Raw genomic sequence first — 16,724 nt, forward strand, 5'->3', positions numbered from 1 at the left:
GCCATGAGCGAGATCAACGCATCTGTCGCCATGCTGGAGCCGGTCGAGGACCGCGGTGGGCTCGCGCAGCCGCTACTGCAGGTCAACGGCCTGACCAAGCATTTTCCGGTGCGCGGCGGCCTGTTCGCCGCCAAGCGCACGGTGCGTGCCGTCGACAATGTCTCCTTCTCCGTCGCCAAGGGCGAGACGGTCGGCATCGTCGGCGAGTCCGGCTGCGGCAAGTCCACCACCGCGCGGCTCCTGATGCACCTGATGCCGCGCGATGACGGCGACATCATCTATGACGGCATGTCCGTGGGCCAGTCGCTGAGCTTGCGCGAGCTGCGCCGCGGCATGCAGATGGTGTTCCAGGATTCCTACGCCTCGCTCAATCCGCGCCTGACGATCGAGGAGTCGATCGCTTTCGGGCCCAAGGTCCACGGCATGGCCGATGGCGCGGCGCGCACGCTCGCGCGCGAGCTGCTCGGCAAGGTCGGCCTGCGCCCGGAAAACTTCGCCAACCGCTATCCGCACGAGATTTCCGGCGGCCAGCGCCAGCGCGTCAACATCGCCCGTGCGCTGGCGCTGTCGCCGCGGCTGGTGATCCTGGACGAGGCGGTCTCGGCGCTCGACAAATCCGTCGAGGCGCAGGTGCTCAATCTGCTCGCAGATCTCAAGCGCGAATTTGGCCTCACCTATCTCTTCATCAGCCACGACCTCAACGTCGTGCGCTACATCTCGGACCGCGTGCTGGTGATGTATCTCGGCGAGGTCGTCGAGCTCGGCCCGGTCGACCAGGTCTGGGACAGCCCGGCGCATCCCTATACCCGCGCGCTGCTCGCGGCGATGCCGTCTTCCGATCCCGACAGGCGCACCGAGACGCCGCCGATCACGGGCGACCCGCCCAATCCGATCGATCCGCCGCCGGGCTGCCGTTTCCACACCCGTTGCCCGTTTGCGGAGCCGCTCTGCGCAAATGCGACACCAAAGCTCAGCGCGCTGGATAATATGGGCCACGAGGCCGCGTGCTACATGGCGATACCGGGTTCAGGCCACAGCCGCGCCCCCAGGGGAGACACCGCATGACGAGACCGACACCGAAAGAGATCAAGCCGATCGCGCACATCGCCGGCGTGCCCGTGGACGACGAGATCGCGATCCGCATCTCCAATGCCATCGGCCCCGCCTTCGAAGGCTTCGCCGCGATCGCCGGCACGCTGCCGTTCGATCTGGAGCCCGCCACCTATGTGCTCGCGCAGACGCAGAAGGTGTCGAAATGAGCCGTGAGCCCGCCTTGATGACGCTCACCGAGGTCGCGCGCGCGATCGCGATGAAGCAGGTGTCCTCGCACGAGGCGACGCGTGCGCTGCTGCAGCGCATCGCGCAGTGGCAGCCGCATCTCAACGCCTTCATGTCGATCGAGGCCGAGGCTGCATTGAAAGCGGCGGATGCCGCCGATGCCGAGCTCGCCAAGGGCAATCTCCGCGGTCCCCTGCATGGCGTGCCGCTCGCGCACAAGGACATGTATTACGATGCCGGCCACGTCTCGACCTGCGGCTCGCTGATCCGCCGCGACTTCGTGCCGAACGTCACGTCCACCGCCTTGCAGCGGCTGAAGGACGCCGGCCAGGTCCGGCTCGGCACGCTGCATCTCGCCGAATTCGCCTATGGCCCGACCGGGCACAACGCCCATTACGGTCCGGTGCGCAATCCCTGGAACGTCGCCCATATCACCGGCGGCTCCTCGTCGGGCTCCGGCTCGGCGGTTGCCGCGCGCCTGACCTATGCGGCGCTCGGATCGGACACCGGCGGCTCGATCCGCATGCCCGCACATTTCTGTGGCGTCACGGGGCTCAAGACCACGGTCGGCCGCGTCAGCCGCGCCGGCGCAATGCCGCTGTCGCAATCGCTCGACACCGTCGGCCCGCTGGCCCGCACTGCCGAGGATTGCGCGCTCTTGCTGGCGCTGATGGCCGGCCCCGATCCCGCCGATTCGACCTGCAGCCACGAGCCGCTCGCGGACTACGTCGCAGCCACCAAGGCTTCGCTGAGGGGTCTCAAGATCGGCGTGCCCGCCTCGTTCTACGTCGACGATCTCGACAGCGAGGTCGCGCGCGTGCTGGACGAGACCATCGCGGTGCTCAAGCGCGAGGGCGCCGACATCGTCAAGGTCGAGCTGCCGGACCAGCGGCAATTGTCCTCGGCCAGCCAGCTCGTGCTCGCCGCGGAAGCTGCCGCCTTCCACAAGCGCTGGATGATCGAGCGTCCACAGGATTACGGCGCGCAGGTTCTGATGCGGCTCCAGAACGGTCTCACGGTCCCTGCCATCACTTACCTCGAGGCGATGCGTTGGCGCGGGCCGGCGCTCGCGGCCCATAATGCCGCGACCTCAGGCGTCGATGCGGTGATCGCGCCGGCGTCCCCGGTGCCGGCGCCGACGATCGAGGAGAGCGACGTCGGCGGCGGCCCGAACGCGCCGGCGCTGCTGCAGCGGCTGACGCTGTTCACCCGCCCGGTGAATTTCCTGGGCTTGCCGTCGCTGACCATTCCTTCGGGCTTCACCACGACCGGCCTGCCGGTCGGCATGCAGCTGATCGGCCGCTCCTTCGACGAAGCCACCCTGCTGACCATTGGCGCCGCGTTCCAGCGCGTCACCGATTATCACGACCGATTGCCGAAGCTGCCGTCATGACAAACCTCGTCGAGATCTCAGGCCTCAACATCCGCTTCACCGGCGAGCGCACGGTCTATGCCGTGAACGATCTCAGCCTCTCGCTGGGGAACAGCGAGGTGTTGGGCCTGCTCGGCGAATCCGGCTCGGGTAAGAGCGTGACGCTGCGTGCCTTGATGCGGCTATTGCCGAGGAAGCGCACGCAGATTTCGGGCACGGTCAACGTCATGGGACAGGACGTGCTGGCCATGAACGACGAGCAGCTGTCGTCATTTCGCGGCCAGACCGTCTCGATGATCTTCCAGGAGCCGGCGCTCGCGCTCGATCCGGTCTACACGATCGGCGCGCAGATCGCCGAAAGCGTGGTGCGCCACGAAGGCAAGAGCTTTGCGGAAGGGCGGGCGAGGGCGCTGGAGATGCTCGAGGTGGTGCGCATTCCCTCGGCCAAGCGCCGGTTAGATGCCTATCCGCACGAAATGTCCGGCGGCATGCGCCAGCGCGCCATGATCGCGCTGGCGCTGGCCTGCCGGCCCAAGATCTTGCTCGCGGACGAGCCGACCACCGCGCTCGATGCCACCGTGCAGATCCAGATCCTGCTCTTGCTGCGCGAGCTGCAGCGCGAGTTCGGCATGTCCGTCATCTTCGTCACCCATGACATCGGCGTCGCGATCGAGATCTGCGACCGCGTCGCGGTGATGTATGCCGGCCAGATCGTGGAGCAGGGGACCTTGCGCGACATCGTCCGCTCGCCGGTGCATCCCTATGCCAAGGGCTTGCTCGCCTCCACCATCCACGGCGCCAAGCGCGGCCAGCGGCTGGAGACCATCCCCGGCACGCCGCCCTCGCTCGCCGAAAAGCCGCACAATTGCTCCTTCGCCCCCCGCTGCAAGCTCGCCGAGCCGCGTTGCCTGGAGCAATTGCCTGCCAATGTCGAGGTCGGACCGGGTCGGACGGCGAGGTGCGTGCTGGCAGAACCGGTCGCCGTGGTGTCATAGTTCGGATGAATTGAGCCGGGCTGAGCGAGCCTCCAGCATTCACACCCCATTCATTCCGGTTCCCGTTCCATGGCTCCGTTTACGGAGAGGGACCTCACCCGATGTACATTTCCAACGAAGGCCTGCTCGTCATCCTGTTCGTCGGTCTCGTCGCCGGCTGGCTCGCCGGCAAGATCGTGCGGGGCGCCGGGTTCGGCCTCATCGGAGACATCGTGATCGGCATCTGCGGTGCGCTGGTGGCAAGCCTGCTGTTTCCAAAGCTCGGCATCCGCCTCGGCACCGGGTTGATCTCCCAGATCGTCTATTCTGCCATCGGCGCGGTCATCCTGCTGCTGGTGGTGCGCCTGGTGCGCGGCGGTGGCCGGCTCTAGCCCCCGCATTCGGCTGAGCGGAACTCGAGCCGCACTTTTCGCGGAAGCGGCTGAAAGCCTGCAAGAAAAAGCCGCATGCCTGTGAAATTCCGGACTTGCGCGGCAGGCTGTCGGGGGTAGATGTGGCCCAGGAGGCCTCGGATTAAATTCGACCGCGTTGGACGGCCGGAAAACAGATGTTAATCCGAGGCGAGTACTCCTCGAATCGCCTTTGAAATCAGGGCTTTGCCCGTTAGCCGAAAGAGATCAGACTGATGGCAGCCATCCCTGGCGTCCGCCGTTCGGAGCTCGGTGACGCCTTGCGCGCTTGTCGCACGGCCTTCATCGGCGTCGGCCTGATGAGCTGCATGATCAACCTGCTCTATCTGACCGGGTCGATCTTCATGCTGGAGGTCTATGACCGGGTGCTGCCGAGCCGCAGCATCCCGACCCTGGTCGGCCTCATCATCCTCGCCAGCTTCCTCTACATGGCGCAGGGCGTGCTGGACATGATCCGCAACCGCATCCTGGGGCGGATCGGCACCGCGCTCGACGAGGCCCTGAACAAGCGCGTGTTCGATACCATCGTGCGCCTGCCGCTGCTGGTCGGCAGCCGCAACGAGGGCCTGCAGCCGCTGCGCGATCTCGACAATGTCCGCTCCTTCCTCGGCGGCATGGGCCCGAGCGCGTTCTTCGACCTGCCCTGGCTGCCGCTCTATCTCGCCATCTGCTTCGCCTTCCATGTCCTGATCGGCGTCACCGCGCTGGTCGGCGCCATCATCCTGGTCGGGCTGACGCTGGTCACCGAGTTCATGTCCCGCCAGCCGGCGAAGGAGGCGATGGGCCTCGCCGCCCAGCGCAACGATCTCGCCCAGGCCAGCCGCCGCAACGCCGAAGTGATGGTGTCGATGGGGATGGCCGGCCGGATGAACCAGCGCTGGAGCGAGGCCAACGAAAAATACCTCGCCGGCAATCAGCGGGCGAGCGACGTCGCCGGTGGTCTCGGCGCGGTCGCAAAGGTGCTGCGGATGATGCTGCAATCGGCCGTGCTCGCGGTCGGCGCCTATCTCGTCATCCACCAGGAGGCGACCGCCGGCATCATCATCGCCGGCTCGATCCTGTCCGCCCGCGCGCTCGCGCCGGTCGATCTCGCCATCGCGCATTGGAAATCCTTCGTCGCGGCGCGCCAGAGCTGGCAGCGCCTGACGCGCCTGTTGGAGCAGATGCCGGCGCAAACGATGCCAACCCAGCTGCAGGCGCCGACCAGCCGGCTCTCGGTCGAGGGCGTCGCCATGGTGCCGCCCGGCGATCAGCGTCTCGTGGTGCAGGATGTCACCTTCACGCTCGCCGCCGGCAACGGCCTCGGCGTGATCGGCCCGAGCGGTTCCGGCAAGTCGTCGCTGATCCGCGCGCTGGTCGGGGTCTGGCAGCCGGTGCGCGGCAAGGTGCGGCTCGACGGCGCGGCGCTCGATCAATGGACGAGCGACGCGCTCGGCCGCCATATCGGCTATCTGCCGCAGGACGTCGAATTGTTCGGTGGCACCATCGCGCAGAACATCAGCCGGTTCGATCCCGAGGCCACCTCCGAGGCGATCATCGCCGCGGCCAAGGAGGCCGGCGTGCACGAGATGATCATCAAGATGCGCGAGGGCTACAACACCCAAGTCGGCGAGCAGGGCGCCGCGCTTTCCGCAGGTCAGGCCCAGCGCGTGGCGCTGGCGCGCGCGCTCTACGGCAACCCCTTCCTGATCGTGCTCGACGAGCCCAATTCCAATCTCGACACCGAAGGCGACGAGGCGCTGACCCGCGCCGTCCGCTCGGCGCGCGAGCGCGGTGCCATCGTCGTCGTGGTGGCGCACCGCCCGATCGGCGTCGAGGCGGTCGACCAGATCCTGGTACTGCGCGACGGTCGCATGCAGGCCTTTGGACCGAAGGAGCAGGTGCTCGCCCAGGTGCTGCAGCCACGCGTGACGCCGCCGGCGCCGATCAAGATCGTCAGCGAAGGCGGAGTGGCCAAACCATGAGCACGAAGCCATGAGCACGATGGCCATCGGCGGCCCCAAGGCGGCCGCGAAGACCGTACGCGACTCCATCAGGTTCCACCTGATGCTCGGCCTCGCCATCGTGGTGGTCCTGGTCGTCGGCCTCGGCGGCTGGGCCTCGACCGTCCTGATCTCGGGCGCGCTGATTGCGCCGGGCCAGATCGTGGTCGAATCCAACGTCAAGAAGGTGCAGCATCCGACCGGCGGCGTGGTCGGCGAGGTGCGCGCCCGCGACGGCGACCTGGTCAAGTCCGGCGACATCGTGGTGCGGCTCGACGACACCGTCACCAAGGCCAATCTTGCCATCGTCACCAAGAATCTCGATGCGGCGCAGGTGCGTGCGGCGCGATTGCAGGCCGAGCAGCGCGGTCTCGACCGAATCGAGTTCCCGCAAGGCCTCATCGAGCGGGCGGGCGATCCCGACGTCAAGGTGCTGCTCGCGGCCGAAACCAAGCTGTTCGAGGTCCGCGTCAATGGCCGCACCGGGCAGAAGGCGCAGCTCCGCGAACGCATCACGCAGCTCAACGAGGAGATCGCCGGTCTCAGCGCCCAGGAAAAAGCCAAGGACCAGGAGATCGCGCTGGTGCTGAACGAGCTCACCGGCGTGCGCGAGCTCTACGAGAAGCGTCTGGTGCAGATCTCGCGCCTGACCCAGCTCGAACGCGACTCGGCCCGTCTCAACGGCGAGCGCGCGCAGTACATCGCCGCGCGCGCCCAGGCCAAGGGCAAGATCACCGAGACCGAGCTCCAGATCATCCAGATCGACAAGGACGTGGTCAGCGAGGTCTCCAAGGACCTGCGCGAGACCAACGACAAGATCGGCGAGCTGATCGAGCGCAAGGTCGCCGCCGAAGACCAGCTCCGCCGCGTCGACATCCGCGCGCCGCAGGACGGCATGGTGCTGCAATCGAGCGTGCACACGATCGGCGGCGTCGTCACCGCCGGCGATACCTTGATGCTGATCGTGCCGCAGGCCGACGATCTCCAGGTCGAGGCCAAGGTCAATCCGGTCGACATCGACAAGCTCCAGATCGGCCAGAAGACGCTGCTGCGCCTGTCCGCGTTCAACCAGCGCACCACGCCCGAGCTCAACGGCGTCGTCAGCCGCGTCTCGCCCGACGTCACCACCGACCAGCGCACCGGCCAGAGCTACTACACCATCCGCGTCTCGATGCCGCCGGAAGAGATCGCCCGGCTCGGCGACGTCAAGATGATCCCCGGCATGCCCGTGGAAGCCTTCGTCCAGACCGGCGACCGCACCATGCTGTCCTATCTGATGAAGCCGCTGCACGACCAGCTGATGCGCGCGTTCCGCGAGAAGTGACGCGCGACAGCGCGTCACCTTCATCCGTCATTGCGAGCGCAGCGAAGCAATCCAGTCTGTTCCCGCGGAGGGACTATTGGATTGCTTCGCTGCGCTCGCAATGACGACTTGGCTGTCAGGTCTCGTAGGGTGGGCAAAGGCGCGATGCGCCGTGCCCACCGTTCCGCGCACGGTCAGCATGATGGTGGGCACGCTGCGCTAACCAACCCCACAACACCGCCTTCTTTGCTATAGTCGACTCAAGCCCAAATAATCCGGCGGTCGAACAATGCAATCTCCTCCCCCCATCCCCACTGAATCCTTCTCCGACGCGGACCTCGCCGTTGCCCGCCTCGAGGAGATCTACGAGCGCAACACGAAATTCCTGCGCGACCGGTTCGAAGCCTATGTCGGCGGCGAGGCGATCACGACGCGGGTTCGCGCCTACTATCCCTTCGTCCGTATCACCACCGCGACGCATGCGCGGCTGGATTCGCGTCTTGCTTACGGCTTCGTCGCCGGACCCGGCGTGCATGAAACCAGCGTAACGCGGCCGGATCTGTTCCGCAGCTATCTCACCGAGCAGATCGGCCTCTTGATCCAGAACCACGGCGTGCCCGTCGAGATCGGCGAGTCCGCCGAGCCGATCCCGATCCACTTCGCCTATCGGCGCGACATCAATATCGAAGCCGCCATCACCACCAGCGAGAATTCGCCCGTCACACGCTCGCTGCGCGATGCGTTCGACGTGCCCGTTCTGGCGACGATGGACGATTCGATCGCCGATGGCACCTTCGAGCTGCAGCCCGGCGCACCCGAGCCGCTGTCTCTGTTCCGCGCCGCCCGCGTCGATTACTCGCTGCGCCGGCTCTATCACTACACCGGCACCGATCCCGAATATTTCCAGAACTTCGTCATCTTCACCAATTACCAGTTCTATGTCGACGCCTTCGCGCAAGCGTGCCAGCAGCGGCTGCAGTCCGGCGAAGCCGGGCTCGAAGCTTTCGTCGCGCCCGGCAATTTGATCACGAACAGCGGCGGCGCGATCAGCGGCACCGCGCCGGCTCGCGCACCGCAGATGCCGGCCTTCCACTTGGTCGTGTCAGGCTATCGCGGCATCACGCTGATCAACATCGGCACCGGCCCGTCCAATGCGCGCAATGTCACCGACCACGTCGCGGTGCTGCGGCCGCATGCCTGGCTGATGCTCGGCCATTGCGCGGGCCTGCGCAACACGCAGCGGCTCGGCGATTACGTGCTCGCGCACGGCTATGTGCGCGAGGATCACGTGCTCGACCGCGAGCTGCCGTTGTGGGTGCCGATCCCGGCGCTGGCCGAGATGCAGGTCGCGCTCGAGGAGGCGGTCGAGGACGTCACCGGGCTCGAAGGCTTCGAGCTCAAGCGCTTGATGCGTACCGGCACGGTCGCGAGCGTCGACAATCGCAATTGGGAAATTTCCGGGCCTGAGGTGATCCGCCGCCTGTCGCAATCGCGCGCGGTCGCGCTCGACATGGAATCGGCTGCAATCGCCGCCAACGGCTACCGCTTCCGCGTTCCCTACGGCACGCTGCTGTGCGTCTCCGACAAGCCGCTGCATGGCGAGATCAAGCTCGCGGGCATGGCCAGCGAATTCTACCGCCGCCGCGTCGGCCAGCATCTCGAGATCGGCCTGAAGGCGCTGGAGCGGCTCAAGCAGCAGGAGTCGGAACGGCTGCATTCGCGCAAGCTCCGCAGCTTTGCCGAGGTGGCGTTCCAGTAGGGCCGAAGCCGCACTTTGCTGCTGACAAGCGCAGCGATTTTCAGCATTGTCCGGCGCGGGGCTCGACCGGGACGACTTGATGCCGCTCATGCGCCACAAGATCATTGGCCATGATCTGGAACGGCTGGCCTTTCGCTTCACCATGTTGAACGACGGCGAGGTCGTGCAGTGCCAGATCAGCGACGCTGCGATGGACGAGCTCGCGGGCATGCAGGGCACCGAAAGCAGCGCGCGTCAGGCGCAATTCCTGTCGCTGCGCGAGACCATCGAGCGCATCGCGTCGGATCTCTACGACGAAGCGCCGCGCTTTCACGGCTATGTGGTGCGCATTTTCATGCGGCATTTGGCGAAATAAGCCAGCCTGCATGCGATCCGCCAGGCGGTGAAAGGTTGCGAAAGGATTCGTTAACGGCAGCCTGTAGTTGCAATGGATGGCGCCGACCCCGGCGTGCGATGATGTCTCGCGGTTATTCACGCCCGACATTCTCGCATGACCAGAAGATCACTCCTGCTGCTCGTCGCCGTCGCCCTGCTGGCCGGAAATCTGGCATATGCCGGCCTCTCCGGGCCCAGCGGGTTTGCACGCGATTTCGATCGGAACCTCGCGCGATTCCCAATGGCGGCGTCTATCGCCCGCAGCGATCCCGCCCTCCGGGAGGTCTTGCTCCGAAAGACCGAGGCGGCGTTCAATGAAGGCGGATGGCCCGCCGCAAATGGCGTGCTCAACATCATTCTGGCGAACGAGATGGAAGCCTATGCCGATGACGAACACATCAATGCGGTGGACCGCGCAGAGCTGACAGCCCTTCTGACGCTCATGAGCGACCCATTGGCATGCAAGTCCTTCCTCATGGCGGGTTCCCAACGCGGCGAGTTTTCGGACGCAGCACAAGAGCTTGCGGAGCTAGGGGCGGCTCACGGGGCGGCGATCGCGAACGGATTCGAACGCAAGACAAAGGGTGTCGCCCGGGCGCAGGCTGACGACGAGGAGCTCGGAGCGATCGAGATGCAATTGCGTCGGGGGCCTTTCGCGGAGCTCACCCGGCAGGAGCTCGGGGCAGAGTCGAGATACCTCGACGGCAACCCCGCTTTGATGTGCAGCGCGGCCATCAAGAAGCAGCTCAATCTGCTGTCAGCAGACAGAGTTTACTCGGCTTACGCCTCGCGCCTGCGGCGAGCCAGGGATAACAAAATCGATGTCGTCGAGGTCCGCGCGAAGCTGTGCCGCGAACCCGGTAATAGCTTGTCTTGCCCCTGAGCAGGGGCATCGATGGTGAGATGAGCGTGGGCTCCGCTCATCCCTCAAGCTTTCTCAACAACAGCTTCAGCGCCGTCGCCGCGAATACCTCCATGTTGCCGAACCGGTCGTTGCTTCCCGTCTCCAGCGTCATCACCTCTGACGCGGGTCCCGCAACCGCCATGCAGCTGTGGCCCGCCGCATCGCCGTAGCGATTGCCGGTGGGGCCGGCGGCGCCGGTCTCGGACAGGCCCCAGTCGCTGCCGAAGCGCGTTCGCATCTGCTCGGCCAGCAATTGCGCGTAGGGCTCCGACGAGGATCGAAAGCCCTTCATTCCTTCGTCCGAAATATCCATCAGCACGCGCCTGGCATCGCGCGTATAGACCACCGCGCCGCCGAGGAAATAGGCGGATGCGCCGGGCACCGCGAGCAGGCTGGCCGCGATCAGGCCGCCGGCGGAGGATTCGGCAACCGCAATGGTCTGTTTGCGCGCGATCAGTTTAGCGGCGACCTGTTCCGCAATGCCGACGAGCTCTTTCATATCGTAACCTCTCATTCCTTCGCAACCGAGCTCGGCCTTCCTAGCATACGACAGGACGCTTGGCCGAGTTGCGGGCGGCGGGCAGGCCTGCTTGAATGGCGGGGACAAGTAGAGACATGCGAGGAAACGTGAGAAGGGAGACGTGATGGCGTCCCTGATCGCCGGCGGCATCGACTGCGACGTGCATCCGGCCGTGCCGCATCTGACCAGCCTGCTGCCGTACCTGAACGATTATTGGCGCGATCAGGTGACGACGCGCGGCATGGTCGACCTTATCTCGCAATCCTATCCGCAGAACTCGCCGATCACCGCGCGGCCGGACTGGCGTCCCGAGACCGGCAAGCCCGGCGAGAGTCTGGAGGCCATGCAGCGCCACGTGCTCGATGCATTCAGGCTCGAATGCGCCATCTGCAACCCGCTCTACGGCGTGCAGATGGTCTTTTCGGAAGACATGCAGGCCGCCTTCTGCCGCGCGCTGAACGATTGGCTGGCCAAGGAATGGCTCGATCGCGACCCGCGGCTGCGCGGCTCCATCGTGATCCCGACGCAAAGCGTCGAGAAAGCCGTTGCCGAGATCGAGCGCTGTGCACACGACAAGCGCTTCGTGCAGGTGCTGATGCTTGTCATGGGCGATACGCCGCTCGGCAAGCGCGCGCTGTGGCCGATCTACGAGGCCGCGGAACGCCTGGAACTCCCGGTCGGCATCCACGCCGGTTCCGCCTATCACAATCCGCCGACCGCCGTGGGTTGGGGGTCCTATCACATCGAAGATTATGTCGGGCAGGCCCAGGCGTTCCAGACCCAGCTCACCAGCCTGATCGTCGAGGGCGTATTCGCCAAATATCCGCGGTTGAAAATGGTGATGCTGGAGTCCGGCGTATCCTGGATCGCGCCCTATCTCTGGCGCCTGCACAAGTTCTGGCGCGGGGTACGGATGGAGACGCCGTGGGTCGATCGCGCGCCGCTGGAGATTGTGCGCAGCAACATCCGCTTCTCGTTACAGCCATTTGATGCGCCGCCGGAACCTCAGACATTAATTCGCCTGTTTGATCATATGCAGTCGGACGAATTGGTCCTATTCTCCACGGACTATCCGCACTGGCAGTTCGACGGCCAGGACGCGCTGCCCGAAGGTCTGTCCCCCGATCTCGTGCGCAAGATCATGATCGACAATCCGCATGCAACCTATCCCCGCCTGAAATGAGCCCGCTGCCAAAGGAGGCAAGGCGATGAATATCCAGTTCCGCGAGAACCAAGAAGCCGCTTCGCCATTGACCGTCAAGACCGCAATCGCGGACTGCGACATCCATCCGGCGCGCACGACCCACACCGAGCTCTATCCCTACCTCGCCAAACGCTGGCAGCATCACCTCGAAGTCTACGGCGTCCATGCCTATCAGGGCATGATGGAAGGCCCGCCCTATCCGAAGGCCCAGCCCAACGCCTCGCGCCGCGATGCCTATCCGCCGGAAGGCGGCCCGCAAGGTTCCTCGCTCGCCTTCATGCAGAAGCAACTGCTCGATCCCAACAACGTGCAGCTGGGCGTGCTCAATCCGCTCAACACCGGACAGGGCATCCGCAATCACGAGCTCTCGGCCGCTCTGTGCTCGGCCATCAACGATTGGCAGATCGACAAATGGACCAGCAAGGACAAGCGGTTGAAGGCCTCGATCGTGGTCGGCAATGAGGACGGGCTGTCGGCCGCCGCCGAGATCCGCGAGCGCGCCGGGGACAAGAACTTCGTGCAGGTGCTGCTGCTCAGCCGCAATGTCGAGCCGCTCGGCCAGCGTCGCTATTGGCCGATCTATCAGGCTGCGGAAGAAGCGGGTCTTCCCGTCGGCGTTCACGCGTTCGGCTTCGGCGGCAATCCGATCACGCCCTCGGGTTGGCCGTCCTATTATATCGAGGAGATGGTCGGGCATTCGCAGTGCCAGCAATCGGCGCTGGCGAGCCTGGTTCTGGAGGGCGTGTTCGAGCGCTTCCCGAAATTGAAGATGGTGATGATCGAGGCCGGCTTCGGCTGGGCGCCGTCGCTGGCGTGGCGGCTCGACAAGGCCTGGCAGCGGCTCCGGAGCGAGGTGCCGCATGTGAAGCGGCCGCCGTCGGAATATATCCGCGAGCAGGTGTGGTGGACGACGCAGCCGATGGAAGATCCTGAAAGGCGCGAGGATCTGTTCGATGTCATCAAATGGATCGGCTGGGACAAGTTGCTGTTCGCAACGGATTATCCGCATTGGGACTATGACGAGCCGTCGCGCGTGCTGCCGGCCGGCGTCAGCGAGGCCGACCGCGAGGCGTTCTATCTCGGCAATGCAAAGAAGCTGTACGGACTAAATTGATGGCGCGGCATGTGATTGCCGCGGTCGACGAGCTTCCGCCGGGCACGCGAAAATTCCTGGAGATTGAGGGGCGGCCGATTGCAGTCTTCAACATCAAGGGCGAATATTTCGGCCTGATGAACCGCTGCCCGCATCAGGGTGCGGCACTGTGCGAGGGTCCGCTGATCGGTCTCGCACAGTCGAGCAATCCCGGCGAGATCGAATACACCAAGCTCGGTGAGATCATCCGCTGCCCCTGGCACGGCTGGGAGTTCGACATCCGCACCGGCCAATCCTATTGCGATCCCCGCCGTTTCCGCGTGAAGGCCTATCCCGCCCATGTCGAGCCGGGCGCGAGCGTGGTAAAGGGGCCCTATGTCGCCGAGACCATCCCGGTCAGAATCGAGAGCGACTACGTGGTGGTGGAGCTGTAACTCCTCTCGCCGTCATTCCGGGGCGCGCATAGCGCGAGCCCGGAATCCATCGTGCGACAGGAATGCTCGGAGAAATGGATTCCGGGCTCGCCTCTTCGAGGCGCCCCGGAATGACATTCCAGGGGGAAGAAGCTACCGATTTTTCACACCTTGTTCTGCGCCGCCGCGAGCACCCATTGCCGAAACGCAGCCAGCTTCGGCGCCTCGCGACGACCGTCCGGCGCGACCAGGTAGAAGCCGGCGTCCGCCGGCAGTGCGATCTTGAAGGGGACCACGAGCCGGCCTTTGGCGATGTCGTCCTGCACGTAGGAGGTCCGTCCCATCGCGACGCCGATGCCGTCGATCGCCGCCTGGATGGTCATGAAGATCATGTCGAAGGTGATGCCGGGGTGTCTTGCGATATCGGCCGGCAGGCCCGCCGCGGTCAGCCACAGCCGCCAGTCGTCGCTGTTGGTGCTCGACGTGTGCAGCAGCGGATGGTTGCGCAGGTCCTCGGGGCGGCGCAGCGGCTTGTCGCCGCGCAGCAGCGACGGGCTGCACACCGGAAACAGCTCGTCCGCCATCAGCCAGTCGGCGCGAAGGCCGGGCCATTGGCCGCGGCCATAGCGGATCGCGGCATCGACATTGTCGCGCTGGAAATCGACGAGGCTGGTCGAGGTGGTGATGCGCACATCGATGCCGGGGTGCTGCTCCTGGAAATCGGTCAGCCGCGGCAGCAGCCATTTGGCGGCGAGCGAGGCCAGCGTCGACACTGTCAGCACCTTGTCGTCGTCCTTGCGCAGCAGACGGTCGGTGGCGAGGCGCAAATCGTTGAAGGCGGCGCGGACGCCCGGCAAATAATCGCGCGCCTCCGGCGTCAGCGCCAGCGCGCGGTTCTGCCGGATGAACAGGCGGATGCCGAGCTCCTCCTCCAGCCTGCGGATCTGATGGCTGATCGCGGTCTGGGTCACGTTCAGTTCGCTGGCAGCGAGCGTGAAGCTGAGATGGCGCGCGGCGGCCTCGAACGCCCGCAATCCGTTCAGGGAGGGCAATCTGGCAGTCATTTGGCAGCAGGATGCATGACGTTATTTCATGCGAAAAGGTACAAATTGTCGTTTGTCGCGGCGCAGCAGAAGGCAGATATTAGCGGTCAACTTAGCTCCAGGAGCTGAAAATGTCTACATTGACCGACAATTCGATGACAAATCATCATGCACACGGCCTCCTCTACCAGATCGGCGAGGTTCTCCACGTCTGGCACGAGCGGTACCGGACCCGGCGCGAGCTGACCCACTGGACCGCCCGCGATCTCCAGGACGTCGGGCTGTCGTGGTCCGACATTGCCTACGAGGCCGAGAAACCCTTCTGGCGGGCCTGACAGGCCGCCAGGCCGGCGCCGCCTGAGCACAGGGGCGCCGGCGGTCCCTTTTCCGCAAGGCATGTGTCATGAGCTCGCTTCGCCTCGAAGACCTCAAGCAATATTCGGACGTGCTGCGCACAAGGCACGGTGAGCGGCTCAATGTCCGCTTCGTCGAGCCGCGCGACACCGATGAGCTGCAGCACTATTTCCGCTCGCTCTCGACCCGCTCCCGCTACAACCGCTTCTTCGGCGCGATCAGCGAATTGCCCAAGGGCCTGCTGCACGATTTCCTCGAGGTCGGCGAGCGCGAGCGCTTCACCGTCGTGGCGACCATGATGGTCGACGGCTTCGACACCATCGTCGCCGAAGCGCGCTATGCCTTCCATGCCGAGACCGCGACGCTCGAGTTCGGCCTCTCGGTCGATGACCGCTGGCAGGGCCACGGCATCGCCACCGCGCTCATGAAGAACCTCGAATGCCGCGCGGCCGCGCTCGGTGCGGAGCACATCTACGGCGACACGCTGCGCGCCAACGAGGCCATGGTCTCGCTCGCGCGCAAATCCGGCTTCACGTTCGCCAACCATCCTGATGACTGGAAGCTGGTGCGCTTCGACAAGGAGATCAACCTCGCTCCGCAAGACATTCCCTGCGCGAGCTGGCGCCTCGCCGCCCTTTCCCGTCAGGCCGACAGCCCCTCAGCCTCGGCTTGACATGACTGCAGCCCGGCCTGGCCAAGCCAGAGCCGGGCGTTTTTTTGTTGCGCGGTCTCTTTTCAACGTCATTCCGGGGCGCGCGGAGCGCGAGCTATGATGCGCAATTGCGCATCTGAGAATCCATTTCACCGCGCGTTTGCGGCCCAATGGATTCCGGGCTCGATGCTGCGCATCGCCCCGGAATGACGCTGTAGATGTTAGGCGCGCCTACTTCCCCGTGAACACCGCCTTGCGCTTGTCGATGAAGGCCTGCACGGCCTCCTTGTGGTCGGCGGTCGTGGTGAGGCGGACCAGCCGCTCGGCTTCGTGGTCGCGCGCGGTTTCGAAGTCGAACAGCAGGGCCTCGTCGAGATTGTCCTTCATGTAGCGCAGCGCGAGGCGCGGGCCTTCGGCGAGCGATCTGGCCAGCGCGAAGGCCTCGGCTTGCAGCTTGTCATCAGGCACCACGCGGTTGACGAGGCCGATGGCTTCGCAACGCGCCGCATCGACGCGATCACCGGTGAACATCAATTCGCGCGCCCGCGCGGTGCCGACCAGCCGAGTGAGCAGCCAGGCGATGCCGTAATCGCCTGACAGCGCGATGCGGGCATAGCCGGTGGCGACGAAGGCGGATTGCGCGGCGATGCGGATGTCGCAGGCCATGGCGATGGCGAGCCCGGCGCCGACCGCGGGGCCGGGGAGCGCGGCGATCGTCGGCTTGCGCACAGACACCAGCGCGCCGGTGAGCCGCCGCTGCCGCTCCTGCAGGTCGGCGACCTTGTCGTCAAAGGACATGTCGAGCTTGGCCTTGTCGCGATGCGCACCCATGCCCTTGACGTTGCCGCCGGCGCAGAAGGCTTCGCCCGCGCCGGTCAGCAGCAGCGCGCCGACATCGGGATTCTCGCCGCAGCTCCGGATCATCGTGCGCAGCGCCGGTGTCAGCGCATCCGACAGTGAATTGCGCGCCTCCGGCCGGTTCAGCGTGATCACAGCGACGCGGTCGCGGATCGTGCAGAGGAGCTCGCTGGTGCCGGTATCGATGGTGGTTTCCGTGGTCATGTCGC

Annotated in this window: 18 protein-coding genes; 15 read left to right on the top strand and 3 right to left on the bottom strand. The window is 65.4% G+C overall.

All coding sequences use genetic code 11. From position 1 onward, the window contains the following. The first annotated feature begins 3 nt into the window (after positions 1–3). The 10 genes from P0R31_RS32140 to P0R31_RS32185 all read left to right on the top strand — a co-directional run bounded on the left by P0R31_RS32140 (position 4) and on the right by P0R31_RS32185 (position 10,357). Positions 4–1,065 carry an ABC transporter ATP-binding protein gene (locus P0R31_RS32140; RefSeq protein ID WP_275518589.1) on the top strand — a complete coding sequence of 354 codons (1,062 nt, stop codon included), beginning with the start codon at positions 4–6 and terminating at the stop codon, positions 1,063–1,065. Beyond that, positions 1,062–1,259: a hypothetical protein gene (locus P0R31_RS32145; protein WP_036020905.1), complete on the top strand. Its 198-nt coding sequence runs from the start codon at positions 1,062–1,064 to the stop codon at positions 1,257–1,259. Before P0R31_RS32140 ends, P0R31_RS32145 begins: the two co-directional genes overlap by 4 nt. After that, the gene (locus tag P0R31_RS32150) at positions 1,256–2,671 is read left to right on the top strand and encodes an amidase (RefSeq protein ID WP_275518590.1); all 1,416 of its coding nucleotides are present in this window, start codon (positions 1,256–1,258) and stop codon (positions 2,669–2,671) included. Before P0R31_RS32145 ends, P0R31_RS32150 begins: the two co-directional genes overlap by 4 nt. Beyond that, on the top strand, positions 2,668–3,645 hold the full coding sequence (locus P0R31_RS32155; protein WP_275518593.1) for an ABC transporter ATP-binding protein: 978 nt from the start codon (positions 2,668–2,670) through the stop codon (positions 3,643–3,645). Before P0R31_RS32150 ends, P0R31_RS32155 begins: the two co-directional genes overlap by 4 nt. A 101-nt stretch (positions 3,646–3,746) precedes the next feature. Continuing rightward, on the top strand, positions 3,747–4,016 hold the full coding sequence (locus P0R31_RS32160; RefSeq protein ID WP_035997080.1) for a GlsB/YeaQ/YmgE family stress response membrane protein: 270 nt from the start codon (positions 3,747–3,749) through the stop codon (positions 4,014–4,016). Between the two features lie 254 nt (positions 4,017–4,270). Then, complete coding sequence (locus tag P0R31_RS32165) at positions 4,271–6,019, top strand: type I secretion system permease/ATPase (RefSeq protein ID WP_275518594.1); 1,749 nt, start codon at positions 4,271–4,273, stop codon at positions 6,017–6,019. Positions 6,020–6,029: 10 nt separating this feature from the next. Beyond that, positions 6,030–7,361 carry an HlyD family type I secretion periplasmic adaptor subunit gene (locus tag P0R31_RS32170; RefSeq protein WP_275518595.1) on the top strand — a complete coding sequence of 444 codons (1,332 nt, stop codon included), beginning with the start codon at positions 6,030–6,032 and terminating at the stop codon, positions 7,359–7,361. 268 nt (positions 7,362–7,629) lie between these two features. Beyond that, a complete protein-coding gene (locus tag P0R31_RS32175; protein WP_275518596.1) occupies positions 7,630–9,099 on the top strand; it encodes an AMP nucleosidase in 1,470 nt (489 codons plus the stop codon). 79 nt (positions 9,100–9,178) lie between these two features. Further along, positions 9,179–9,454 carry a DUF1488 family protein gene (locus P0R31_RS32180; RefSeq protein WP_275518597.1) on the top strand — a complete coding sequence of 92 codons (276 nt, stop codon included), beginning with the start codon at positions 9,179–9,181 and terminating at the stop codon, positions 9,452–9,454. A gap of 135 nt (positions 9,455–9,589) precedes the next feature. After that, positions 9,590–10,357, top strand: a complete 768-nt coding sequence (locus P0R31_RS32185; RefSeq protein WP_275518598.1) for a hypothetical protein — start codon at positions 9,590–9,592, stop codon at positions 10,355–10,357. A gap of 37 nt (positions 10,358–10,394) precedes the next feature. On the opposite strand, the gene P0R31_RS32190 is transcribed toward P0R31_RS32185, so the two are convergent. Beyond that, on the bottom strand, positions 10,395–10,877 hold the full coding sequence (locus P0R31_RS32190) for a CinA family protein (protein ID WP_275518599.1): 483 nt from the start codon (positions 10,875–10,877) through the stop codon (positions 10,395–10,397). Between the two features lie 145 nt (positions 10,878–11,022). On the opposite strand from P0R31_RS32190, the gene P0R31_RS32195 reads away from it, so the two are divergent. From P0R31_RS32195 to P0R31_RS32205, 3 genes are read left to right on the top strand one after another with little or no spacing between them, the layout of a single operon-like run. Next, positions 11,023–12,081: an amidohydrolase family protein gene (locus P0R31_RS32195; RefSeq protein ID WP_275518600.1), complete on the top strand. Its 1,059-nt coding sequence runs from the start codon at positions 11,023–11,025 to the stop codon at positions 12,079–12,081. A gap of 25 nt (positions 12,082–12,106) precedes the next feature. Continuing rightward, positions 12,107–13,216, top strand: a complete 1,110-nt coding sequence (locus P0R31_RS32200; protein WP_275518601.1) for an amidohydrolase family protein — start codon at positions 12,107–12,109, stop codon at positions 13,214–13,216. Next, positions 13,216–13,629 (top strand): Rieske (2Fe-2S) protein, encoded by a 414-nt coding sequence (locus tag P0R31_RS32205; protein WP_063686670.1) that lies wholly within the window; start codon positions 13,216–13,218, stop codon positions 13,627–13,629. The genes P0R31_RS32200 and P0R31_RS32205 overlap by 1 nt, the downstream gene beginning before the upstream one ends. A 143-nt stretch (positions 13,630–13,772) precedes the next feature. Here P0R31_RS32205 and P0R31_RS32210 read toward each other — a convergent pair whose 3' ends face one another. Next, positions 13,773–14,672, bottom strand: coding sequence for a transcriptional regulator GcvA (locus P0R31_RS32210; RefSeq protein ID WP_275518603.1), 900 nt, complete (start codon positions 14,670–14,672; stop codon positions 13,773–13,775). Between the two features lie 110 nt (positions 14,673–14,782). Here P0R31_RS32210 and P0R31_RS32215 point away from each other — a divergent pair, with 110 nt between their 5' ends. Both P0R31_RS32215 and P0R31_RS32220 read left to right on the top strand, forming a co-directional pair. Beyond that, on the top strand, positions 14,783–14,986 hold the full coding sequence (locus tag P0R31_RS32215; protein ID WP_275518605.1) for a DUF1127 domain-containing protein: 204 nt from the start codon (positions 14,783–14,785) through the stop codon (positions 14,984–14,986). A 68-nt stretch (positions 14,987–15,054) separates the two neighbouring features. Further along, a complete protein-coding gene (locus P0R31_RS32220) occupies positions 15,055–15,678 on the top strand; it encodes a GNAT family N-acetyltransferase (RefSeq protein ID WP_275518606.1) in 624 nt (207 codons plus the stop codon). 210 nt (positions 15,679–15,888) lie between these two features. On the opposite strand, the gene P0R31_RS32225 is transcribed toward P0R31_RS32220, so the two are convergent. Beyond that, a complete protein-coding gene (locus P0R31_RS32225; protein ID WP_275518607.1) occupies positions 15,889–16,719 on the bottom strand; it encodes an enoyl-CoA hydratase in 831 nt (276 codons plus the stop codon). Positions 16,720–16,724 lie beyond the last annotated feature (5 nt).

It is taken from the genome of Bradyrhizobium yuanmingense (assembly GCF_029167105.1).
Taxonomy (GTDB): Bacteria; Pseudomonadota; Alphaproteobacteria; order Rhizobiales; family Xanthobacteraceae; genus Bradyrhizobium; species Bradyrhizobium yuanmingense_A.